15 protein-coding genes are annotated in these 23,047 nt (G+C 59.9%); 6 read left to right on the top strand and 9 right to left on the bottom strand.

What is annotated here, in order from left to right; genetic code table 11:
• The first annotated feature begins 314 nt into the window (after window positions 1–314).
• Window positions 315–1,619 carry a serine--tRNA ligase gene (gene serS, locus FJ398_12310; protein MBM3838722.1) on the top strand — a complete coding sequence of 435 codons (1,305 nt, stop codon included), beginning with the start codon at window positions 315–317 and terminating at the stop codon, window positions 1,617–1,619.
• A 140-nt stretch (window positions 1,620–1,759) separates the two neighbouring features.
• On the opposite strand, the gene FJ398_12305 is transcribed toward serS, so the two are convergent.
• On the bottom strand, window positions 1,760–2,671 hold the full coding sequence (locus FJ398_12305) for an SDR family oxidoreductase (GenBank protein ID MBM3838721.1): 912 nt from the start codon (window positions 2,669–2,671) through the stop codon (window positions 1,760–1,762).
• Window positions 2,672–2,798: 127 nt separating this feature from the next.
• Between FJ398_12305 and FJ398_12300 the strand changes: the two genes are divergently transcribed.
• The gene (locus FJ398_12300) at window positions 2,799–5,459 is read left to right on the top strand and encodes a U32 family peptidase (protein ID MBM3838720.1); all 2,661 of its coding nucleotides are present in this window, start codon (window positions 2,799–2,801) and stop codon (window positions 5,457–5,459) included.
• 9 nt (window positions 5,460–5,468) lie between these two features.
• Here the strand turns inward: FJ398_12300 and FJ398_12295 are convergent, their stop codons facing one another.
• The 3 genes from FJ398_12295 to FJ398_12285 all read right to left on the bottom strand — a co-directional run bounded on the left by FJ398_12295 (window position 5,469) and on the right by FJ398_12285 (window position 9,851).
• Complete coding sequence (locus tag FJ398_12295) at window positions 5,469–5,900, bottom strand: hypothetical protein (protein ID MBM3838719.1); 432 nt, start codon at window positions 5,898–5,900, stop codon at window positions 5,469–5,471.
• The gene (locus FJ398_12290) at window positions 5,833–6,945 is read right to left on the bottom strand and encodes a hypothetical protein (protein ID MBM3838718.1); all 1,113 of its coding nucleotides are present in this window, start codon (window positions 6,943–6,945) and stop codon (window positions 5,833–5,835) included. The genes FJ398_12295 and FJ398_12290 overlap by 68 nt, the downstream gene beginning before the upstream one ends.
• A gap of 593 nt (window positions 6,946–7,538) precedes the next feature.
• Complete coding sequence (locus FJ398_12285) at window positions 7,539–9,851, bottom strand: cation-translocating P-type ATPase (GenBank protein ID MBM3838717.1); 2,313 nt, start codon at window positions 9,849–9,851, stop codon at window positions 7,539–7,541.
• 300 nt (window positions 9,852–10,151) lie between these two features.
• Between FJ398_12285 and FJ398_12280 the strand changes: the two genes are divergently transcribed.
• From FJ398_12280 to FJ398_12270, 3 genes are all read left to right on the top strand, one after another.
• A complete protein-coding gene (locus tag FJ398_12280; protein MBM3838716.1) occupies window positions 10,152–10,595 on the top strand; it encodes a DUF5069 domain-containing protein in 444 nt (147 codons plus the stop codon).
• A gap of 263 nt (window positions 10,596–10,858) precedes the next feature.
• The gene (locus FJ398_12275) at window positions 10,859–11,539 is read left to right on the top strand and encodes a glycosyltransferase (GenBank protein ID MBM3838715.1); all 681 of its coding nucleotides are present in this window, start codon (window positions 10,859–10,861) and stop codon (window positions 11,537–11,539) included.
• 184 nt (window positions 11,540–11,723) lie between these two features.
• Entirely contained in the window at window positions 11,724–12,650 is a 927-nt protein-coding gene (locus FJ398_12270) for a DMT family transporter (GenBank protein MBM3838714.1), read from the top strand.
• A 106-nt stretch (window positions 12,651–12,756) separates the two neighbouring features.
• Here the strand turns inward: FJ398_12270 and FJ398_12265 are convergent, their stop codons facing one another.
• The 5 genes from FJ398_12265 to FJ398_12245 are packed head-to-tail and all read right to left on the bottom strand — an operon-like array spanning window position 12,757 to window position 22,320.
• Window positions 12,757–15,684, bottom strand: coding sequence for a hypothetical protein (locus tag FJ398_12265; GenBank protein MBM3838713.1), 2,928 nt, complete (start codon window positions 15,682–15,684; stop codon window positions 12,757–12,759).
• 11 nt (window positions 15,685–15,695) lie between these two features.
• Complete coding sequence (locus FJ398_12260) at window positions 15,696–17,102, bottom strand: DUF1501 domain-containing protein (GenBank protein MBM3838712.1); 1,407 nt, start codon at window positions 17,100–17,102, stop codon at window positions 15,696–15,698.
• Between the two features lie 11 nt (window positions 17,103–17,113).
• Window positions 17,114–19,624, bottom strand: a complete 2,511-nt coding sequence (locus tag FJ398_12255; GenBank protein ID MBM3838711.1) for a DUF1553 domain-containing protein — start codon at window positions 19,622–19,624, stop codon at window positions 17,114–17,116.
• 20 nt (window positions 19,625–19,644) lie between these two features.
• Entirely contained in the window at window positions 19,645–20,976 is a 1,332-nt protein-coding gene (locus FJ398_12250; protein ID MBM3838710.1) for a DUF1501 domain-containing protein, read from the bottom strand.
• Window positions 20,977–20,979: 3 nt separating this feature from the next.
• A complete protein-coding gene (locus tag FJ398_12245; protein ID MBM3838709.1) occupies window positions 20,980–22,320 on the bottom strand; it encodes a DUF1501 domain-containing protein in 1,341 nt (446 codons plus the stop codon).
• A 138-nt stretch (window positions 22,321–22,458) separates the two neighbouring features.
• On the opposite strand from FJ398_12245, the gene FJ398_12240 reads away from it, so the two are divergent.
• The gene (locus tag FJ398_12240; GenBank protein MBM3838708.1) at window positions 22,459–22,797 is read left to right on the top strand and encodes a hypothetical protein; all 339 of its coding nucleotides are present in this window, start codon (window positions 22,459–22,461) and stop codon (window positions 22,795–22,797) included.
• Window positions 22,798–23,047 lie beyond the last annotated feature (250 nt).

Below are 23,047 nucleotides of genomic sequence, written 5' to 3'. Positions count from 1 at the left end.
TTGCCTGGGGCTGCGTTGCTCCTCGGTCACAGCCCCACTGGCGGGGGATGCTCGCTCGTCGCGCCTTGCCCCAGGCCAAATTGGGCGCAACGAACGTGAGCGTATTTACGAAACGGACCACTTAGGCGTGCGTCCGGCAGTCTGGCGTGCCAAGCCCTTGCTCCCACGTGGCAGACGAATATTCCCACTCCCTGAGGGAGAGGGCCAGGGTGGGCGGCGCAAAACAACCGGTCGGCTTGAATTGGACCGAATGCCTTTAATGAGGTTGGGACTAAACACCTTGCTCCGAAAAAGTCGGTTCTTATAATGCCGCGATGCTGGACGTAAAACTGATTCGGGAACGGCCTGATTTCGTGCGCGAACGCCTTGCCGCGCGCGGGGCAGGGGACCAAGCCAAAGTCGATGAAATCCTCGCCCTGGACGAAAAACGCCGCAGCCTGTTGAGCGAAGTCGAAATGCTCAAAGCTCAGCGCAATCGCGTCTCGAAAGAAATCGGCGCATTGATGGCGCAAAAGAAGGAGGCCGAGGCCGAGACCAAAAAGGCCGAGACCCGCCAGATCGCAGATAAGATCGCGGAATTGGACCGAGGAGTTGCCGCCGCCGAAGCGGCCCGCGACGACTTGTTGCTGCGCTTGCCGAATGTGCCGCACGAAAGCGCCAAGATTGGCCGAAGCGCCGCGGATAATCCGGTCGTGCGTTCCTGGGGAGAGAAGCCGCAGTTTGATTTCGCTCCCAGGCCGCACCTTGAGATTTGTGAGCGGCTGCGACTCGTCGATTTTGCGCGAGGCGCCAAACTGTCCGGCAGCGGATTTCTGCTCTACACAAACTGGGGAGCGCGGCTGGAGCGAGCGCTGATTCAGTTTCTGCTGGATTTGCACACCAGCGCGCACGGTTACGTGGAGGTTTCTCCGCCGTTCATCGTCAAGAGCGAGTGCATGGTGGGCACCGGGCAATTCCCCAAAGCCGTGGACCAGGCCTACGCCGTGCGCGAAGGCGAAGACGCGAGCACGCTCGGCAAGCTTTACCTTGTTCCCACGGCTGAGACCCCCGTGGCCAACATTCATCGGGAAGAAATCCTTAAGGAGAAAGATTTGCCGATTCATTATTGTGCTTATAGTCCCTGCTTTCGCGCCGAGGCTGGCGCCGCGGGGGTCGGCACGCGTGGCATGATCCGCGTTCATCAATTCGACAAGGTGGAGCTGATCAAGATCGTGAAGCCGGAACATGGTTACGACGAATTGGAGAGAATGACCGGCCACGCGGAAGCCGTTCTGCAGAAACTGGGTTTGCACTATCGAGTCGTGCAGCTCTGCACCGGCGATCTGGGATTCACGAGCGCCAAAACCTACGACATTGAGGTGTGGGCGCCCGGCCAAAAGGACTACCTGGAAGTCTCCAGTTGCTCGAATTGCGAAGACTTTCAGGCTCGCCGAATGAATCTTCGCTACAAGGCTGAGTCGGGAGAAAACCGGCATCCACACATCCTCAATGGGAGCGGCACCGCCTTGGCGAGACTGTTCGTCGCGCTGATCGAGGCCTACCAACAGCCGGACGGCAGCATCGCCATCCCGGAACCTCTCCACAAGTATCTGGGCACTGACCGGCTGAAGGCGAACTGAACTCAGAATTCAGGCCCGCATGTAGCTTCAGCACGGCCGAATAGGCGCACTATTTCATCATAACTAACATTGTGCGAATAAATGGCAGTTGACCAATGTACCTACCTGGGAAAAACCGTAAATGGCCCCGGTCGAACGAATCACCTCGGTTCCAGTTTGACGTCCAGTTCTCCGGCTTGTTCCAGGCGGATGATTTCAGCGGTGTACCCCTGACGGAAAGTCGGATACTTGAACTGATAACTTAGTTCCATCTTCAGCTTCCTGTTGGAGACTTTCTTCTGAGTCAGACCCCGCTTGCGCGCTGCGTTCTCTTCATCGGTCGCGAATGGAGGCATCCATTTGCCCAGCGTCTCGGAAAGCCAGCGGAAGAAATGGATTTGCGCCACGGGCTCATCGTCCACGGCATTGTAGATTTCACCGCGCCGTCCATCTTTCAGGGCCGCCAGAATGATCCCAACCAGGTCGTCGCGGTGAATCATGTTGATGAGGCGCTCTCCTTTGCCCGCAATGCGGGCGTCGTCCTTGAGGTATTGCTGGAACAAATGGCCGCGGCCCGGTCCGTAGATGCCCGCGACGCGAAGAACGACGGCCGGAAAGTTCGGCGACTTTGCCGCGCTCAGAAGCAGTTGCTCGGTTTGGAGCAACAATTTGCCGGTCTCCGTTTGCGGTTCAGTGGGTGAGCTTTCTTTGACGAGCGAGCCATCAGTTTGCCCGTAAACGCTCGTGCTGCTGGTATAGACAAACTTTCTGGGTGGCGCATCGGTCAACCACTCGACGAGGTTGCGTGTGCCGTTGAGATACACTTCGCGATACTCCGAAGGCCCGCCTTTGCTGGAGGACACGAGATTGACGACCCAGTCAAATGGCTTCGGAATCCTGACCCATTGGGAAGCCTTGGTGATATCGGCGATGTAAGGAATGATGCCCGCCGCTTTCATTTCTTCGGTGCCGGTATCGGAACGTCGAATTCCGAACACCGCATGGCCAAGACGAACTAATTCGGCGCCCAGAGGCATTCCGACGTAGCCACAGCCGATAATCAGGACGCGCATGGGAGCCAAGCTAACGGCGGTGTTGCGGGCGCGCGACTCAAAAGAGTTAAAGTTGCGGATCGTGCGTCGCCAGGTAGCTTTGCTCAGATCGAAGATAATTCGAGAGATGACGACGGTTGATCAATCAATGCATCTTCAAGGGCGCACGGCCACGAAAAGCCCGACGCCCTCCCCTGCCCTGCTCCGCCCGGAGCTGCTGGCACCAGCCGGCGACTGGGAATGCGTCCGGGCTGCGGTCGAGAACGGCGCGGACGCGATCTATTTCGGCCTGACAAAGTTCAACGCCCGGATGCGCGCGCAGAACTTCACAGAAGCGGATTTGCCCGAACTCATGGAGTTCCTTCATTGGCGCGGCGTGAATGGTTACGTCACGTTCAACACCTTGATTTTTGCCGACGAATTGCCCGCAGCCGAGCAATACTTGCGCTCGATTATTTCAGCCGGAGTCGATGCGGCCATCGTGCAAGACGTGGGCATTTGCCGATTGATCCGCCGGCTTTCGCCAGATTTTCCGATTCACGCCTCGACCCAGATGACGATCACAAGCGCCGGCGGGGTTGCTTTCGCCCGGGAACTCGGCTGCAACTTGGTGGTGCTCGCGCGCGAATGCTCGATCCCGGAGATTGAGAAGATCGTTGGTGCGTCGGAGCGTCGAGCGTTAGAGCGTGGGGACGATACGGATCTCTCGGCTTCGCGTGCCACGTTGCCGATCGAAGTGTTTGTCCACGGCGCCCTTTGCGTGGCGTACTCAGGGCAATGTCTCACCAGCGAAGCGCTCGGCGGTCGATCGGCCAATCGCGGCGAATGCGCGCAAGCGTGCCGGATGCCGTATGAACTGATCAGCGACGGCAGGAGAGTTCCTCTTGGGGATCGGCGGTATCTGCTGAGTCCTCAGGATTTGGCTGGACTTGAAGTCTTGCCGGACTTGATTCAAGCCGGCGTGGCGTCCCTGAAGATTGAAGGACGGTTGAAGAGTCCGGAATACGTCGCGAACATCACCCGGGTTTATCGGAAAGCGCTGGATCACATTTTTTCAAATCCGGTTCCGTTCACGAAAATTACTCCGCTCGTCCGGGAATCTCGCTACGCCATGGAGATGGCGTTTTCGCGAGGCCTATCCGCGGGCTGGCTCCGCGGGGTCAACAACCAGGAGTTGGTCCACGCCCGATTCGGCAAGAAACGCGGCGTGTATTTGGGCGCTGTCACTCGCGTGGAAGGCGATCGGGTCGCGCTGAAATTGGTAGCGCCGCTCAAGCCGGGAGACGGAATTGTCTTTGACGCCGGAAAGCCCGATGCAAAAGAGGAGGGCGGACGAGTTCACAAAATGGCGCAACAAAGGGAGGAATGCACGATTTCCTTCGGGCGCTCCCAAATCGATTTTCGCCGTGTTCACATTGGCGACAAGGTCTGGAAGACGAGTGATCCGGACCTCGACCATCGGCTCCGGCAGACTTTCTCAGGCGACCAAATCCGGTTTCAGCGGCCGCTCGACTTTGAAATCCACGGATGCGCCGGCTTGTCCATGACGATTCTTTGCCGCGACGACGCGGGCCATGTCGTCCGGGTTTCATCTGTAATGCCTTTGGGCCTGGCAGAAAGGCAGCCGCTCACCACCGAACTGCTGAGACAGCACCTGGGCCGGCTGGGCGGCACGCCGTTCAAGCTTCGCCATTTGGCGAATGACCTGAGCGGGGATCTAATTCTCCCAATCAGCGAGATCAATCGGCTTCGCCGCGAAGCCATAGACGCTTTGAAAATGCTCCGGAGTCGGCCGAAGCGTTGGAAGCTCAACTCGGCGGCCGATGGCTCAACCACCTCTGCGCCCGGCGGGACGTCGCTGGACATTTGCGGCTCGAAGGACTCTGCGCACCATCGCGACTCGCCGGTACAACTGATTGTCCTGGTTCGCAGCCTGGCTCAACTGCAAGCCGCGGTGCGGTGCGACGCCGGGACGCTTTACTGCGAATTTGAGGATCCGAGGAAGTATCGCCAGGCCGTGCAACAGTTTCACGCCTGGCAGGCCCGGTCAATCGACCATTCCATTGCGGAGAGCCAATTGCCGAGAGCCAATCGTCAAGCGGTGGATCCGAATCCGCAGCGGGCGATCTTTGTCGCTCCTCCGCGGATTTTCAAACCGGGCGAAGAATGGATACTGAAGCAAGTGCAGTCGTGCGGTGCGGACGGCTATCTGGCGCGCAATTACGATCACCTGGCGTTCTTCAAAGACAGCCGGTTGGTCGGCGATTTTTCCCTCAACATCGCGAACCGGCTGAGCGCCGAATATTTCATGGCGCGATTTCGTCTCGTACGCCTGACCGCTTCTTACGATTTGAATGTTCGGCAACTGGAGGCGCTGCTTCAATCGGCCCCGCCGGAATGGTTTGAAGTCACCGTTCACCAGCACATGCCGATGTTTCATATGGAGCACTGTGTCTTCTGCGCCTTCCTCTCCCATGGAACCGACTACCGGAATTGCGGCAGGCCGTGCGACAGACATGCCGTCGCGCTCCGCGACCGCGTGGGCGCAGAACACCCGCTGAAGGCCGATGCCGGATGCCGAAACACCGTCTTCAACGGGCTGGCGCAGACCGGCGCCGAGCACGTCACACGCTTGCTCAATCTTGGCGTCCGGCGCTTTCGGTTGGAGTTCTTGAATGAATCTGAAGAACAGGTTGTCCGCACGATTGGCAAGTATCGTCAGCTCCTGCAGGGCGAGATTACGGGTAACGCGCTGTGGCGGGAGTTGAAGCTGCTGAATCAACTGGGAGTGACGCGCGGACCCATGTGAACTCCGAAGCTACAGCAGCCCGCGTTCTTCCAGATCGATTTCTTCGAGGCCGAGGTAATGTCCGAGTTCGTGGAGGTAAGTGGTTCGAACTTCCTCGCGGTAGATGGCCTCATCTCCGTCCGCAAAGTTCCAGATATTCACCAGAAACAGAATAATTTGCGGCGGCAAGTTATCCGACTCTTCCAATCCATCCAGATGCGAGGCGCCCACGAAAAGTCCGAGAGTTTCATCCAGGCGGTCCCTTTTCAGGTCCTCGTCGCTGCGTGAGTCGTAGCTGACGGGCAGCTTCTGGGCTTCGCGCTGGAGTTCATCGGGCAGCGAATGAATCACCGCCTTGACCTCTTCCTCGGCGATGGCAAGCAGCGATTTCAGATCAATCGAACGCGATGATGTTCTTGATGCCGGTCCGGTCGCTGAGGAGCAGGTCTTTGTAAGAATCAATGCGGTTTCGGCTCGTAATCAAAGCGCGCAGGGCATCGGGCCACCGATACAAGAACGTGCCCAGATCGCGGATCGCCGCCTGGAAGGCGGGCCGGTCAGCATTCACGGTTCCCACGAGCACCTGATTTTTCAGCACGACATTCCGCATGATGAGATCGGCGTCCACGTCAATGGCTGGATGCGGCGCGGGGATTCCCGTGAAAATAAAGACCCCGTTTGTGCCGAGAATCGTCAGGACTTCGAAGGCAATCTTCGAGACACCCACCGCTTCATAGACCACGTCGATTGTGCCGACTCGCTGGGCGAATTCCTCCAGCGGGGTCGTGACTGAGGAGATGTATTTCGCGCCAATGCTTTCCAAGAGTTCGGATTTTGGATTCGGCGCGGGCGAGCGCGAGTACACGTAAGTTTCAAATCCATTCACCAGCAGCGCCATCGCGCCGAGAATTCCCACGGGACCCGCGCCCAGGACTACGGCGCGCCGGCCCAGGCCGCGGCCTCCTTCCGCGCCTTCGGGAGCCGCCCAGGGCAAGCGTTGCTGGATTTGCCAGACTTGAGCGAGGCCCTTTTCAGCCACGGTGAGCGGCTCCACCAGCACCGCCACATCGCGCAGTTCGGGCGGCACAAAGGTCAGGAACTGCTCTTCCTCGACGTAATAGTCGGTCATGAAGCCGTGGGTCATCTTGATGCCGCGCTCGGTGAAGTCGCCCGTGAAACAAAAATCCTGGACGCCCTGTTTGCACGGCACGCAGTGGCTGTGAGGGCAAGGCCGCCGGACCGAGGGCACCACGAGATCGCCGGGCTGAAAAACGGAGACGCCCGCGCCCACTTCGACCACCCGGCCGAGCGACTCGTGACCGAGAACCAAGTATTCCGAACCGCTCGGAGGCGAACCATACACGAACGTGCAAATCTCTTTGTCCGTGCCGCAGATTCCGACTTCCAGGGATCGGACCTTCACGTCGTACGCGCCGGTGATCTTGGGCGCCGGATGCTCGACGAGACAGACTTCGCGTTTGGACGGGACCACTCCGACAGCGCGCATGGTTGCTTTGCTCATGGGATTGCTAAAATTACGTTGGCTTCGGAGTCAGAGGTACCCGCGACCCGAAGCGAAGTCGAGCCAAATGGGTTCGCGAATCCGACCGTCGATCCATTCCCGGTCGTGCGCATGGGCATTTTCACTTAGAGCGTGTCCGAAAATTGCGCGGGGTCCTGCGGCGAGGGATTTTGGCTGTGGCCAAGGCGGCGAGGTCCGAGCATCCCCAACGCGGGCTGTAAGGACCGAGCCAACGCAGGCCACGGACAAAAGACCCGCCGCCCGGAGGGTTTTCGCGCCAAAGGCCGCCTGGCTTCGTTGCTCCTCAGTCGAAGATCCAAGGAGGATATTCTCCTTCGTCGCGCCTCGCCATCCGGCCTTTGGCGCGAAAACAGGACCCCGCGGAATTTTCGGACACGCTCTTAGGCGGGCAGCAAGCTTTCCGGGAGAGCGATTAACTCGGACTGACTTCCATCTGGCCGCCATGCCACACGCCCGTCAGCCAGGACACGCACGCTGACGCCCCGAGTCGAGCCGCGGAGCGTTTTCACCGGGTCGGCAATTGACGCCCGACCTCGGCGAAAGTGTTCTCCACCGGATCAATCCCTGTCGCGCGAGGAGCGTGCAAACAACCGCAAGCGCAGCGCATTGCCGATGACCATGAGATCGGACAACCCCATGGCCAGCGCCGAGACGACCGGACTGACAAAGCCGAACACGGCCAGCGGCACCGCGGCCGCGTTGTAGAAGAATGCCCAGAAGAGATTCTGCTTGATCGTGCGCAATGTGGCTCGCGCCAGGCGCAACGCTTCCGGGATCGCGCGCAGATCGGACCGCAGCAGTATAATATCCGCGGCTTCCTTCGCCACGTCACTCGCGCACGTGACGGCGATGCCCAGATCCGCCTGCTCCAGCGCCGGCGCATCGTTGATCCCATCCCCGACGAAGGCGAGGCGCCGTCCGCGTTCCTGAAACTCCCGCACGATGGCGGCTTTCTCAACGGGCCGGACTTCCGCGAAGATGTTTTCTGGCTCGATTCCGACAGATTCGCCAATCGCAGCCGCGGTGAGTTTGTTGTCGCCGGTGATCAAGCCGGCGGTCATCCCCTGCCCTTTCAACTCCGCGACGACCTGCTCCGCATGGGGTTTGAGCTCGTCCACGAGCGCGAAAGTTGCGGCCAAACGATCGTTGCGGCCCAGCCCTAGAATGCTCGCTCCTTGCGCGGACCAGCCCCGGGCGAATTCCGCGGCCGGAAGAATCTCAACGCCCACGTCCTCCAGCCAGCGCAACGCACCGAGCCGCCACGTCGCGTCCGACACGGCAGCGGACGATGCCTTCAAGCTTCCTTCAACTCCACAGCCACGGCGCTCCTGCCAGACATCGACGGGAATGATCGCCTCCGCGAGCCTGGCCACGGCGGCGCTGAGCGGGTGTTGTGAAGGCCGGGCTAAAGACGCGGCGATCTGCTTCGCGTTCAGGAGATGGGGCAAGTCCATCGCGAATTCTTTCACGGCGGCAACCGTCACTTTGCCTTGGGTCAGCGTGCCGGTCTTGTCGAAGAGAATGACGTTGAGATGACCCGCTTTTTCCAGCGCCAGCCCGTCACGAATGAGGATGCCCCGTTCCGACGCCGCGTTCGCGCCAGCCATGATCGCGACTGGCGTGGCCAATCCCATCGCGCACGGGCACGCGATGATCAGCACCGCCGCGGCGTGGTAGATCGCGGAGGCCAGCGGACTTTGCGGGTGATGGCCGGCCCAAAGGAATTGGCCGAGCCATTGGCTTGCGGCCAGGGCTGATTCGGAGGCGAACCCCCACCAAAGTCCGGTCCCCATCGCGATCAAGATCACAATGGGAACGAAAATGCTGCTCACGCGGTCGCCCAGCTTTTGAATGTTTGCCCGACTGTTCTGGGCGCGCCGCACGACCTCGATAATGTGCGCAAGAGCGGTTGTTTCCCCGGTCTCGGTGACGCGCGCCTGCAACAAGCCGCTCGCGTTGAGGGTGCCCGCATAGACCTTCCCTCCCCTGCCCTTCTCGACCGGCAACGACTCGCCCGTCAACATGGATTCGTCCACCGAGGAAGCGCCTTCCAGGATTTCGCCGTCGATCGGGATTCGGTCGCCCGGCTTGATGAGCACGGTGTCGCCGACATGAAGTTGGGCGACGGGAACTTCGCTTTCGGCTCCGGTCTCCGAAAGATGCCGCGCCGTCGGTGGGGCCAGGCTCAACAACGCCCTTAACGAACTTTCGGCGCGCGCGCTGACCAGGGTCTCGATCCAATGTCCCGCGCTGATGAGTGTGATAATCGAGGCCGACTCCATGAAGAACAGATGGCCGGGCACGCCCGACAGCAAGCCCCACGCGCTGTAGGCGAACGCCGTGGTCGAGCCCAGCGCTACGAGCGTGTCCATATTCGAGTTGCCCACCTTGAGTTGACTCCAGGCACCGCGATAGAATCGGGCGCCGCACACCAACTGGACGGGAGTCACAAGCGCAAAGGCCACCCACTGGTACGCTCGTTCCGGGCCCAGTCCGAGAATCCATTCCGCAATCATCAGCGGCACGGTGGCGATCGCTCCGACGACCACGTTGAATTGCCAGCCGCGGAACGGCGACCAGGTGTCGTGAATCTCCGCGCGTTCGGAAGAAGCCGGCAGCGCGGCGCCGTAGCCCGCGCTTTTGACCGCGTCGATCAACTTGTGGGCGTCGCTGGATTCGACGTCTGTCCAGATGACGCGAGCGCGTCCCGCGGTGAGATTCACCTCCGCGCTTCGCACTCCCGAAACGCGCTCCAGCGCTGCGCCGACGGCCCGAGCGCACGCGCTGCACGTCATGCCACGCACCTGAAGTTCGGTCGAAGACGAGCGAGGTTTCGTTGAGACCACCGGTTTGTCTGCCGTGCTTTCCATCATGAAACCCATCCGCATTAACGTCCGGGTATGTGTTGAGCGCGCCTTCCGCCGTAGCGCAGAGTTGCACTCTGCCGTATCGCCGATCTGCAATCGGCGGCGCTTCGGCGAGTTCCAGAGATCGGGAACTTGTCGAGCTTCGGCGGAATGCAATTCCGCGATTCGGCAGATTACAAATCTGCGCTACGCTAAACAGATACAACGTGCAGAGAAACCTGTGCCGAGTCAAATTCGCATTGACCCTGGTCGCTTGCTTTTGTACTTTTTGCCGGTCTAGTTCCAATAACCAAGAAACTACCTATGAATACAATTGTCCCTCTCATCAGTTCTGGCGTGGCCGGTCCCCTGGGTGTTTTGCACCTGCCTCGTCTGTGGCTCAAGTTGTTGCTGGAGTCCAGCGGCAAACTCGCGCCCGGTTATCCTGGCGCCGGCAAAGGCTACGATCAAATGGTGATCGATGGGCTTGGACTGAATCGCGATGCAGTGATCAACGTCATCAAGACCAGCAAACCCACCTATCCGCAATTCGAGGCGTGGATCAAAAATCAACCCGGGGTCAAACTCGACAAAGGCTCGATCGAGAAACTCAACGCGGCGATCCGCGGCTACGATCACGACGACGCCACGCGCAAGGGCATCCTTTCCGCCAACGGCCTGCCCGATGACGCCAGCGCATTCAAGGACGCCATCAATTTGAACAATCTGGATGACTGGAAGGAATTCCACGACGCGGTCCTGAAATAAGCGACGGCTTGATTCAACATCTGATACAATCTCGCAATCGCCGCAGGCCCGCATTCGCGAGCAACACCTGCGGCGATTTTGTTTTCCTTCTCGAACATCCGCTTCCGTTGCGCTCACCAACTCTTGTGAACCGGTAGGGCGAGCCTGTCCCCAGCGAGCCGAGTCGGACGTGGTCTAGGCACGTCGAACGGCTCGCCGGGACGGACTCGCCCTACCTGGTTCATGGCGCGAGAGCATGGCAATCAGACCAAGGACGCTTTCCCATGAACGCGTTGTCCGTCATCATTCCGACATTGAACGAGGCGAGTGAATTGCCGGAAACGTTCCGGCACGTGCGAAGTGTTCGGGAGGTTGCGGACATCATCGTGGTCGACGGAGGCAGCATCGACGGCACAGCGGCTGTCGCGGAAGCATTGGGGGGCCGCATTCTCACCGCCGTTCCAAGCCGCGGAGGGCAACTGCGCAAGGGCGCCGCGCAGGCGACGAGCGACGTCATCGTGCTGTTGCACGCCGACACCTGGCTGCCGGAGGACGCGGGACGGGCGATTGACACCTGCCTTGCCGATTCCAATGTGGTCGGAGGCGGATTTCGGAAAACATTTCGTGAACATCATTTCTTAAGCCTCGGCGCGCGCTGGCGAAGCGCCCTGCTCTTCCGTCTGGGCGGGCCTCTGCTGGGAGACCAGGCAATATTCGTTCGACGCGATATCCTGGAGCGCATCGGAGGCGTCCCTGACATGCCGTTAATGGAGGAATTTGTTCTCTGCCGGAAACTGCGCGCCGCCGGGCGTCTGAAGCTGGCGCGCGCGACCGTCACCACGTCGATGAGGCGCTTTCAGAAGCTGGGGATTGCGCGAACTTATCTCCGCATGGGCCGCATCATGCTGAAGTATTCGCTCGGCGCTGATCCGCGTGAGTTGGTCCGGATTTACGAATCCAGATGATCGCAGGTTCGCGTTGATTTTGATCGCTGGTCACGGTGCTCGATCCGATGGGAGAGGGTCGGGGTGAGGGGAAAGGAAGCGGAACCTTCACCACGATCCTGGCAATCTCAAGATGCCCCCATGCGTGCGGCCGAGTCTAACTCTGGGCGTGACAACGGAGACCGGACCAGGAAACTTCCGCGCGATGGTTCCCGCGTTCTTGTCCACGGTTTTCTTCTCCCTGTCCGCGGTGTCGGCCAATCGTCTGGCCAAGATGCTCGGCGGGCTGGAGGCAAACTTTCTGCGAATCACGCTGGCGGTTCTCTTCCTGGCCGCCTGGGCGCACGGCTTCGGGCAAGGCCTCTCCGGTGAAGCCTTGCCCATGTTCCTGCTGAGCGGATGCGTCGGTTTCGGAATCGGCGACACGGCGCTATACCAGGCTTTGCCTCGCCTGGGTTCGCGACTTTCTGTCCTGCTGGTCCACTGTTTCGCGGCGCCGTTTGCGGCGGTCACGGAATGGTTGTGGTTGGGAACCACGCTTACGCCCGCGCAAATCTGCTGGAGCCTAGTAATCCTGGGCGGCGTTTCGATGGCCCTGGCGCCTGGCACGCATTTGAACGCAACGCGTCGGGCTCTGCTGATCGGGACTCTCTACGGTGTTCTCGCCGCCTTTGGCCAGGGCTTCGGCGCTGTGCTGAGCCGCAAAGCTTATCTGATTGCAAAAGCGGCGGGAGAGCCCATCGACGGCCTGACGGCGGCTTACCAACGTATTCTCGCGGGCTGGTTCATTGCGACGGTGTTCTTGTTCCTCGTGAAACATGCCTCAAAGTTCAGGTTCGCCAGCGACTTGACCGGAGAATTGGGCGGCTCACTGCGGATTTGGAAGCAATGGCGCTTGGCGTGGCCGTGGATTGTCATCAACGCCTTGAGCGGCCCAACACTCGGCGTGGGCTGCTACCAGTGGGCGTTGCTGACAACGCCGACGGGCATCGTGCTGCCGATCGTCGCCATTGCTCCTCTGGTCGTGATTCCGTTTGCTCGGTTTGTGGAAGGCGAGCAACCCAGCGTGCGATCGCTGTTGGGAGGAGGGATCGCAGTAGCGGGCGCCGTGGGTTTGGCTTTGGTGCGGTAGATGGACGGGATTGGATTTCAACAGGAGCAAACAGAGATAACGGAGAGGTGGACTCCAAACGTTGCACGGCCGCGCTTACACCGCCGTCGTCAGATTCCGGCGTTGCCTATTGCGGTTTGTTTGCGGCGGCGATCTTAAGCGAGAAGGGCTGCTCTACTTTCAAATCCTGGTTATTGAGCTTGAGCGAAGCCTGGAGCGTGCAACGGTGCTGGCCCGGCTTCGCGTCCGCGGCGGTCTCGATGACCAGTTTCCCTTCCGTCTTGTCCTTCTCAATGGTCGCGGCGGTGGCTTTAAGGCCGGTCAATTCTTTAGGCAGGGCGAAACTGAGGTTCACCGGATCGCTGAAGCCGTAAAGGCGCGTTATCTTCACCTGGATTTCGGTCTTCGCTCCCGGCGTCAAATTCGTGGCGTCGGATTCCAGGGACAACGTGATGGGCGCGGGCGTGACCTTAACCTGGATTGGCACGGAGAGCGCAGTCAGGTTGAGATCTTTCGGCTGCGCTTTGTCCACCATTTGCTTGGCTTCCTGGGCGTGTTTCGCGGCCAGTTCTTTCCTTGTTTGCGCCTCCTTCGCCTTGGCGGAGGCTTCCTGGAACGCCCGTTCCGCCGTGGCCTTCGCCTCCGCCAGGTTTTTCGCGCGCGCAGATGCCTCCGAGGCTTCCTTCTCGGCCGCGGCCTTGGCCGAGGCCAGGTCTTCGTTGGAAGTGGTTTTCTCCGCGGCGGTCTTCGCGGAAGCCAGCCTTTCGCCCGCGGTTCTGGCGTGAGCCGCAGCTTCGTCAGCAGCCTTCTTCGCCGCCGTGAACGCTTCATCCGCTTTCTTTGCGGCGGCAGCAAGATCAGATTCTTCCTTCTCGCCTTGCTTGACCGCATCCTCGACCGCTTTCAACGCGGTTTCGGCGGCCTTAACTTCATCGGGCGTCAGCCTCCGATACTTTCCTTTGGTCTGCGCTTGCAAGAAAATCGTGTGCGTGCCGACGGGAATCTTCAGTTGCGTCAGATCAAGCGTCAGCATCGTTTCGTTCGTTTTGCCAGCGACGTCGATTTCTTTCATGGGATCGACGGGAGGAATCCCGGCAGGCTTCAGCTTGACGACGTCGTTAAAATCGCCGCGGCGGAGCACTTTGATCGGGATTTGCAGTTTGCCCGCCAGGGAAGTTTCCCAAAGCTTGTCTTCGACGCCGACCGAGATGGGGGCCGCCTCCTTATCGCTCACGGCAAGCATGAGGCCGCCTTCGATGCGCGATTGCACCGGTTCATTGTTGTAGTCGGGAATAGTCCAGATAATGGAACCTCCGCGGGCCTGACGGACGACTTCATTTGTCCCAATTCGGGCTCTGCCGAGAACCTTGACCGTTCCCACCCAGGCGGCAGCTTTCTCCTCGGCCGTCACCAGGACCGTGGCCGAGGTTTTGCCCGCCTCGATATGTGTGTCGCTGTAATGCACGCCGGTCGGAAGCCCTTCGAGAGCAAGCTGCACGTCGCCATTGAAGCCGTGCCGGCGATAGGCAAGGACTTTGATCGCGATGGTCTCGCCTTTTCTCAGGAACGGCGTCCAGGGCAAAGCTTCCTTGTTGTCCCGATTGATCGGCGGGGGCGGTTGCGGGAGCGCGACGAGCCGGAAGTCCGGCGACTCCTTGCGGAGAACGAGGCGATACACCAGGCGCGGGTCGTCCTCGGCGTAATTGAACAGGTCGCGAATTTGAAGGCGGTACGCGCCATCTTCCTTGATCTCCAGTCGGCCTTCCAGATCGCGCGTCGCGGTGTTGAATTCGGGCCCGCCAATATTCGTGGCGAGATCGGACAATTCCTGGACATCGGAGACCTGATCTTCGCCCTTGGCGTTCTTCGAAACGCGCTGAACGACCACAAAGGGATCCGTGGCGAATCCGAGCCGATGCGAGAAGACCTCGATCCAAAACACTTCGCCTTTCTTGGCCTCGAAGGTGATCCAATCGCGGTCGTTTCTCGGATGGAATTGCCCAACGTATTCGCAAGGCACGGTCACGTTCTGAGCCGCCTCCGGTTTATCGGCTACAGCCTGCTCCAGGATTACAGGCGCCACCGCATAACTGATCGGCACCGGATTGGAGACCCCTTGCGGCGCGCCGAGGCGGTATCCGAAGCTATCGACCGGTGCATCGGACGGTTTCGCCACGAAGTCGAACGAAGCGACTTCGTTACCGGCCGGATTCGCGGGGAGTTCGATCTCGACGCTCAGTTTGTCCAGAATCTTCCCGTGGAGTTTGAACTCGGACGGGGTTCCGCCGGGGAGGTTTCTCCCGTAAAGCGTGAATTGACCTTTCTCGCCCGGTCTGCCGCAAGGCGGAAAGACAAATTCCAGGTGCGGTCCGGTGCCAACACTGAGCCGGTAGAAATAATCCTCGCCGCCGCGGTAGAGGAAATCATGAACCTTCAGGACAAGCTTGCCGTCGGCCAGCGCCGTGTGATCGAGGACGCCGCCGCGCCGATTGCGGTCCAGTTCGTGACCCTCGGTGTCCTGGAGAATCAACACCGGAGCCATGCGCGAATCGATGGCCTTCGCCAGGCACTCGACGATGATCCTTTGACCCTTCTTTACGGGGAATTGGAAGTAATCGATGGCGTTCGCATTCGCGTGGCCATTCACGACTGTGTCCAGAGCGAGTTCTGACGCCGAAGAGGCGGACTGATTGTTCGAGGGCTCGTTCGACTCAGGCCGGTCACTCACGACGAACAGCCGCGGATTGGAAATGCCGAACCGGCAAACGATTCGGGCTTCGTAGATGCCGGGCGGCACATTGGATGCGATCGTGAGAAGAAACTTGTTGGGATCGGCGCGCAGGCCACCTTCGCCGGTTTTCGGCTTCGCCTCGATTCCCTTTTGCGAGAAGTGAATCTGGGCCGCGTCATCGAGATCAACCCCGGAAACGCTGACTTCCAAGCTGGAACCCGCTGTCCCACCGGGCGGAAAAACCGCAGACAGCCTGGCGACCGGGAGTTGGGCTTGCGACCCGTGAGTGACGATCAGCAAGAACAGAAACAGGTTCTTTTTCATCACAAGCGAGTTCAAAACAGTTCTTCAATCGGGCTGCCGGAAGGGAGCACCGGGTGCGGGCGGCCCGAATGATCGGCATATTGAGCGGTCGTGTCGATTCCCAGATGGCGATAGATGGTCGCGAGAACGTCCTGGGGTGTCTTGGGGTCAGAGGCCGGTTCGGCGCCCTTTACGTCTGAGGATCCGATGACTCGACCGCCTTGAATTCCGCCGCCGGCCACAGCCGCGCTGAACACGTTCGGCCAGTGATCGCGGCCCGCGCCGGCATTCACTTTTGGCGTTCGCCCGAATTCACCCCAGGCGACGACCATCGTGGAATCGAGCAAGCCGCGTTGATCGAGATCGTCAATGAGGGCGCTATAGGCGCGATCCCATCGCGGCAGGAAGCCATTCCGCATCGTATCGAAGCCCTGCACGTGAGTGTCCCACCAACGAACGTCCACGGTTACCAACCGCACGCCCGCTTCGACCAGCCGTCGAGCGAGCAGAAAACGCTGGCTCCACGCCGGCACCCCGCATCGATCCGGAGTTGGCGCCTTGAACTCGGGAATAAATCCGTAGCGCTCGCGCACTGCGCGAGGTTCCGCGTCGAGGTCGAACGCTTCGCGCGCCGCCTGGCCGGAGAGCATTTCCCAGGCGCGCTGCTCGAATTCGTCCATCGCTTCCATCTGGCGGCTGCGATCGGCTTCGCGCCGCAATAAGTCGAGTCCATTGAGCAGAGCGCGTCTTCCGCTCAGACGCTGCAGGGAGATGCCGACGGGGAAACCCAGGTTCGGCACTTTGAAGGCACCCTCTCTGGCCGGATCGGCAATCGTTTCGAATGGGCTGCAGCGCGAACCCAGGTAGGAGGCGCCCGTTCCCGGCACCATCTTCGGAATCATCACATAGGCCGGGAGGCGAGGATTCTTGTCGCCGAGTTGTTTCGCCACAATGGCGCCGCAACTGGGCATGATGTTACCCGGTCCTTCAGCCGGGACCTCCGGCGCTGCAGGATAGCCCGTGAAGCAAATCTGATCGGCGGACGAATGCCCGGCGTCCACGTGATGGAGGCTGCGGATGATGGACCATTTGCGCATGAGACGCGCGCTCATCGGAAGCAGATCGCAAATCTGAATTCCGGGGACACTCGTCGGGATGGCTCCAAACTCTCCGCGATACTCGAGAGGCGCCTCCGGTTTCGGATCCCAGGTTTCGTGCTGGCTCGGCCCTCCCCGCATCCAGAGAATGATCACGGAATTCTCCCGTGAGATCGTTCGTCCGGCAGCGGCCGCCTTTGCATCAAGCCGGAGGAGATCTGAGAGACCAAGTCCCGCCAGGCCGAGCACGCCTGTTTTAAGAAAGCTGCGCCGCTCGATGGACAGGAGGCGGCGAAATTCCGGACAGCCGATTCGGTTGGCGTGGGCGTCGGCGCGCTTCATTCAATCAAGATTCAGTGGTTGAAGAGAAACTCCTTGGTATTGATGAGCGCCCAGATGATGTCTTCGAAAGCCTCTCGCCGTTTGTCCGCTTTCTTCTCGAGGTAGCCCTTGGCCAGTTTCAACTCCTTTTCTTCCGGCACCCGCGCGTAGGCCCAATAGTAAAGCTCACGGATGTTCGCGTCGTCCGGCTGTTTGTTGGCGGCCAGCAACGCCGCGCGGCCTTTGTCGTTCGCGAGTTTCTCCTGAATGTCCTTCGCGTTGAGAAGGTGCAAGCTCTGAGCGAGGCTGGCGTCTTGAGAGCGTTCGCACTCGCACGAGCTCGACATCTCGGGGCGGCCAAACACCGTGAGAAAGTAGGAACTGGCGTTGAAGCTATTGTCCGGCAGTTGAATCGCGCGGATACCGGCCGGCAAACCGTCGAAGCGATTCTCCGACTTCGTCATCTGATTGACCGCGTCCAGCAACACCTCGGCGGTGAGCCGTTTCGGGTAGTAACGCGAGAAATTCTGTTTATCGACTTTATTGTGGTCGTTCGGCGCCGAACTGAGTTGATAGACTTTCGAGCGGCAAATAGTGCGCACGAGATCTTTCAGATCGAATCCACTCTCGATGAAATGCTTCGCCAGCGCATCCAACAACTCCGGATTTGTGGCCGGGTTGGTTTCCCGGATGTCGTCCTCCGGCTCCACCAACGCTCGACCGAAGAAATGCTTCCAGTAGCGATTGACCAGTGAGCGGGCAAAGTAAGGATTGTTCTTGCTCCCCATCCAATCGGCGAGCGCCTGGCGCGGATCTTCGTCGGGCGCCAACTCCAGCGGGTTCGTGCCCAAACCGGCCGGCATGACCGATTGCTTGGTTTTCTTGTTCGTGGCCTCAGGCTTGCCGCGTTTGTGGAAAATAATCTCCTCGCCCGGCCGCGTGCCGGCCTTCCGGCCCACCTGGCTGAAAAACGCCGCAAAACTGTAGTAGTCCTGCTGGCTCCAGCGCTCGAACGGATGGTGATGGCATTGCGCGCATTGCAGCCGCGTGCCGAGGAACAATTGAGCCGTGTCTTCAAGCTGAAGCGTCATGTCTTTGACCTGGCGATACCAGGCCACGGCCGGGTTTTCTCCAATTTCCCCCGACGCGGCGACCACTTCCCGCACGAATTGGTCGTAGGGCTTGTTGGAAAGCAAACTGTCGCGAATCCAGGCATGGAAAGCGTAAGTCCCCCGGACATGTGTCGGCGCGCCGCGCTTGTTCCGAAGCAATGCGCTCCACTTGTTGGCGAAGTAATCCGCGTAATCCGAACTGTCCACAAGCGTGTCGATCCACCGGTCACGTTTGTCGGCGCTCTTATCTTCCAGGAATCGCCTCGCTTCGTCCGGTGTCGGGAGCCTCCCGGCAATGTCGATCGCGGCGCGGCGCAGGAACGTCGCGTCATCGCAGTTTTCCGCGGGCGGCATGCCGATGGTTTTGAGTTTCTTGAAAACCCATTCATCGACGAAATTTCTCGGCGCGGGCAAACTGGCGACGGGCGCGCCCAGCGGGATCGTGGCTCGAAACACGGCGACTTTGGCCTGATACCGAACCATCACGGCTACGTCGCCGGGCTGGTTGAACAACTGGACCTTTCCGGATTCCTCGGCGCGGGCCATGTCCTTGTCGTTCGGCTCGTAGAGCGCGCTGCGAGTGACATCTTCTTTGGTGCCGTCCGTGTAATGCGCCAGCACGACGATCTGTTGTTCGCCACCGAAGGACATCGTGCGCTCCTTGGGAAAGACTTCGATGCGGGCGACGGTCGGGTCGGTGGGCTTGCCGTAGGGCATGCCTTGTTTGATCCAGCGCACGACGAGGCTGTAATCATCGGAATCTGGCTCCAGGCGTTTGCCCCCGCCGTGTGGCAGAGCGCCGATTGCCTTGAGAAGCAACAGGCTATTTTCAGGCGCGGACGGGAACAATCTCCGGCCGCGGGCCTCTTTGACCAGGTGCTCGTAGTCTTCCGCGGGTTCAAAACCCAACAGCGAAAGTCTGAAACCATTTTGGCCGCTCGCTTTGCCGTGGCACCCGCCGGCGTTGCAGCCGGCTTTCGTGAAGATCGGGACGATCTGGTTGGGGAAGTTGACAGGCGTGACCGCAGCAAAGTCATCCACTTTGACTGAAAGCGTGGCCATTGCCCCATCGGGACTTCGAGCCGTGATCTTGGCTGCGCCATCACTGCTCGGACTGACGACACCGCTTTTGTCGACTCGGACCACGCCTTCGGGCGCGACGGAGTAAGTCACCTGGTGCGTATAATCCCGCAGGCCACCCGTTTCCAACGTCGCCGTCACCAGCAACTGCTGCCGGGCGTCACCGCCTTTCAACAGGAGTCTTTCCGCAGGCTGCGGGCCGGCCTCGCTCGCGAAATGGATCTGGAGACCGGAAATCTTCGCTTCAGCTTTGGCGGCCTGGACTTCGGTTGCCCGCGGACCGGACGCGCCGAGTTTGGCCAGAGCAAGCACCGCGAGGGCGATCCAGAGGCGGAAGGGAAATCTTGTCATGGTCTCGATGATATTGGGGTTTAGATCAGTTCGTGGATCGGCTGAAACCCATCCACCAGATAACGAGGTCGGCCGGACAAATCGGTGATGGTGGTCTTGTTAGCGTCGATCCCCAGGTTATGATAGAGCGTCGCAAAGACTTCCTGAAAATCCACCGGCCGTTCGCTGGCTTCGCCGCCGAGCCGGTCCGTGGCGCCAATGGCCTGGCCCATCTTCATCCCGCCACCTGCCAGCACCGCGCACGAGACTTTCGGCCAGTGATCGCGGCCGGCGTCTTTATTGATCGTCGGCGTGCGGCCAAATTCTCCCCAGACCACGACGGAAACGTCTTTGTCCAATCCGCGCTCGTGCAAGTCCTGAATGAGCGCCGTGACGCCGCGATCGAGCAACGGCAAATCCGCCTTGGCATGTTTGTGGTTGTTCCCGTGGTAATCCCAGAATCCAAAAGCGACCGTGACGACACGCGCTCCAGCTTCAACCAACCGCCGCGCGACCAGGAATTGTTCCGTGAGCATGGGCGCGGCGTCGCCGTGCGGTTTGGGATCGCCTTTCCCGTACCGTTCGATGATGCGTTTGTCTTCCTTCTGAAAATCCAGAGCAGCGAGGAGTTTGCTGGAAGTGAGCACGCCAAGAGCCTGCTGATTGAACGCGTCCAATCCCTCCATCAAACCGCTCGAATCCACTTCGCGCCGAAATTGGTCGAAGCTGGAGAGAAGCGTACGCCGGTCCGCGAGGCGTTCGAGCGTCACGCCGTTCAGAATCATGTCCGACTTCCCTTCGCCGCCGGGTTTGAATGAACTGTTCTGTGCGCCCAGGAAACCGGGATTCGCGGCGTTGTAAGGTCGGTGCTGCATCTTCGGTTCGAGACCGACAAACGGAGGAAGAGCGAGATCCGTCGGGCCTTGCAGCTTCGAAATGATCGCGCCAAACGACGGCCAGCCTCCCGGCGGCTGATCGCGCGACAGCCGTCCAGTCATGCACTGGAAATCGCTGTGCTCATCGCGCGCGCCGACGACCGACCGGAGGATCGCCAGCTTGTCCATCATTCCCGCCATGTGCGGGAGATGCTCGCAAATCCGGATGCCGGGGACTTTCGTCGGGATCGGTTTGAATTCTCCACGAATCTCCAGAGGCGCATCCAGTTTGAGATCGAACATGTCCTGGTGCGGCGGGCCGCCCGGAAGATAAATCATGATGACGGCTTTGTGAGAGCGCCGGACCCCTGCCCTAGATTCGACTTCGAGGAGTTGGGGCAACGCCAGTCCGCCGAGTCCGAGCGCGCCGATCTTGAGAAAATTCCTCCGGGAAATGCCGTCGCAGAATCGCGCTTTGGGACCGTAGATCGTCAGCATGCGTCAGATCAGTTCGCGCATCGGCTGATAACCGTTGTCCACCAGGTACTGCGGACGCCCGGCCAGGTCGGGAACGGTCATTTTGTTCACATCGATTCCGAGATTGTGATACAGCGTGGCAAACACTTCGCCGAATTGCACGGGGCGTTCGACCGCTTCGCCCCCGAGCCGGTCCGTCGCTCCAATGACCTGCCCAGCCTTGATCCCACCGCCAGCCAGCATCGCGCAAGAAACTCGCGGCCAATGATCGCGCCCGGCGTCCTTGTTGATCACAGGCGTCCGGCCAAATTCACCCCACATCACGACCGAGACGTCCTTCTCCAGCCCGCGTTGGTGCAGGTCCTCGATGAGAGCGCTGACACCTTGATCGAGCAAAGGCAAGTCCTGGCGCAGCGCGCCGAAGTTATCGCCGTGATGATCCCACCGGCTGAAGGCGAGTGTGACACAACGCGCTCCGGCTTCCACCAATCGCCGCGCAATCAGGAAATGCTCCATGAGTTTCGGCCCGCCATCGTCCCGGTTCTTGGGATCGCCCTTGCCGTACCAATCGCGGATTTTCTGGTCTTCCTTCCCGACGTCGAGCGCGTCGAGCAGTTTGCTGGAGGTCAGCACGCCGAACGCTTGTTGGTTGAACGCGTCCAGTCCCTCCATCAAACCCTGGGCGTCCACTTGACGGCGAAATTGATCGAAACTGACAAGCAAGGATTTCCGGTCGGACAGGCGGTCCAACGTCACGCCGTTCAGCACCATGTCGCCTTGAGCCGATCCTTTGTTCGGTGTGAAGGGCGCATGGGCCACACCGAGAAATCCCGGCGTGCCATTGTCCGACCACGGCACATGTCCCATCTTCGGCGACAACCCGACATAAGGCGGGACGGCGCTATTGACCGGGCCTCCAAGTTTCGAAAGGACTGAACCCAGAGCGGGCCAGCCGCCGGGCGGTTGGCCGCGCATGTGACGGCCCGTCAAACATTGGAACGCGTAATGGTTATCTTCCGCGCCAACCATGGACCGAATGAGCACGAGTTTGTCCATGAGCGCAGCGAGCTTTGGCAGATGTTCGCAAATCTGGATTCCGGGGACTTTGGTTTTGATCGGCTTGAATTCACCCCGAATCTCCGCTGGCGCATCCATTCTCAAGTCGAACATATCCTGGTGCGAGGGACCTCCCGGAAGGAAGATCATGATGATCGCTTTGTGGGATCGCCCGACCTTGACCACCGCTTCGGCTTGCAGAAGCTGGGCCATGCTCAGGCCGCCCAGGCCGAGCGCGCCGATTCTCAGGAAATTTCGTCGCGAGATTCCGTCACAGAAACGGGATCGGTTACCGTAGATTGTCAGCATAGGCATTAGTCGTATCGGATGCGGCAGGCGCCTTCGCGGAACTTTACCAAATGTTCTTTTGGCAGAATCTCTTGTCAAGCATGGAAATCAGATTTTTCAGCTTTTGACAAAGCGCCCGCTTGTGATGGAATGTTCCGCATGAATCCGCTCTTCCGTTTCCTCATCCTGGCCGCTGTCTCCTTCAGCGTGACGTCTTTGGCTCAAAACGCTCCGGGGGGTCGGCCTGCAATGCAGGCGCAATCAGGAAAGAAAGGCGCGGAAGCCATCGCAAGTCCAGCCACGAAAACCCAATCCAAACCTCAGGAACCGCGTGTCTTTTATGGCGGCCTGCTCGTGGATCTGTCCAACGGCAGCAAAAACGCCAAGCCGACCGACGTTCGCTATCCGGCAAGACCCAAGCCCGTGCGCGACAACACCTACACCGACCCGCAAACCGGCGCCATCAAAGGCTTCGTGATCTTCGCGATCAAGTTCTGAACTTGACCTGAGAACGAACCCGCCATCCCTGAATCCTTACTGATCAGACCTCAGAAGTACGCCAAGGATACCGTTCACACGGGCGAGAAGGCGAAAAGCTATTCCCAGAACCACCGGGCTAGTCCTAAAACAAGCGTACTGCGCTACGTGTTGAGTGGCTGGTAAAAAATTTTGGGAAATTTGCGCATCAATTCTCGCGCTTCGGTGCTCCGAGCCCGCGCCGTGGCTCCAGTTTGCCCCATACGCGACG

The sequence above is a fragment of the Verrucomicrobiota bacterium genome, from assembly GCA_016871535.1.
In the GTDB taxonomy this organism is placed as follows: domain Bacteria; phylum Verrucomicrobiota; class Verrucomicrobiia; order Limisphaerales; family SIBE01; genus VHCZ01.
The sequence above is the reverse complement of the archived record's forward strand: the minus strand, read 5'-3'. Positions and strand labels throughout refer to the sequence as shown.

Bases quoted from the DNA above. Each gene is read 5' to 3' on its own strand.
- FJ398_12245 (MBM3838709.1), bottom strand. From the start codon at position 22,320: ATGCTGACAATCTACGGTAACCGATCCCGTTTCTGTGACGGAATCTCG.
- serS (MBM3838722.1), top strand. From the start codon at position 315: ATGCTGGACGTAAAACTGATTCGGGAACGGCCTGATTTCGTGCGCGAA.
- FJ398_12285 (MBM3838717.1), bottom strand. From the start codon at position 9,851: ATGGAAAGCACGGCAGACAAACCGGTGGTCTCAACGAAACCTCGCTCG.
- FJ398_12270 (MBM3838714.1), top strand. From the start codon at position 11,724: ATGGTTCCCGCGTTCTTGTCCACGGTTTTCTTCTCCCTGTCCGCGGTG.
- FJ398_12250 (MBM3838710.1), bottom strand. From the start codon at position 20,976: ATGCTGACGATCTACGGTCCCAAAGCGCGATTCTGCGACGGCATTTCC.
- FJ398_12305 (MBM3838721.1), bottom strand. From the start codon at position 2,671: ATGCGCGTCCTGATTATCGGCTGTGGCTACGTCGGAATGCCTCTGGGC.
- FJ398_12290 (MBM3838718.1), bottom strand. From the start codon at position 6,945: ATGCGCGCTGTCGGAGTGGTCCCGTCCAAACGCGAAGTCTGTCTCGTC.
- FJ398_12240 (MBM3838708.1), top strand. From the start codon at position 22,459: ATGAATCCGCTCTTCCGTTTCCTCATCCTGGCCGCTGTCTCCTTCAGC.
- FJ398_12275 (MBM3838715.1), top strand. From the start codon at position 10,859: ATGAACGCGTTGTCCGTCATCATTCCGACATTGAACGAGGCGAGTGAA.
- FJ398_12260 (MBM3838712.1), bottom strand. From the start codon at position 17,102: ATGAAGCGCGCCGACGCCCACGCCAACCGAATCGGCTGTCCGGAATTT.
- FJ398_12280 (MBM3838716.1), top strand. From the start codon at position 10,152: ATGAATACAATTGTCCCTCTCATCAGTTCTGGCGTGGCCGGTCCCCTG.
- FJ398_12300 (MBM3838720.1), top strand. From the start codon at position 2,799: ATGCATCTTCAAGGGCGCACGGCCACGAAAAGCCCGACGCCCTCCCCT.
- FJ398_12265 (MBM3838713.1), bottom strand. From the start codon at position 15,684: ATGAAAAAGAACCTGTTTCTGTTCTTGCTGATCGTCACTCACGGGTCG.
- FJ398_12255 (MBM3838711.1), bottom strand. From the start codon at position 19,624: ATGACAAGATTTCCCTTCCGCCTCTGGATCGCCCTCGCGGTGCTTGCT.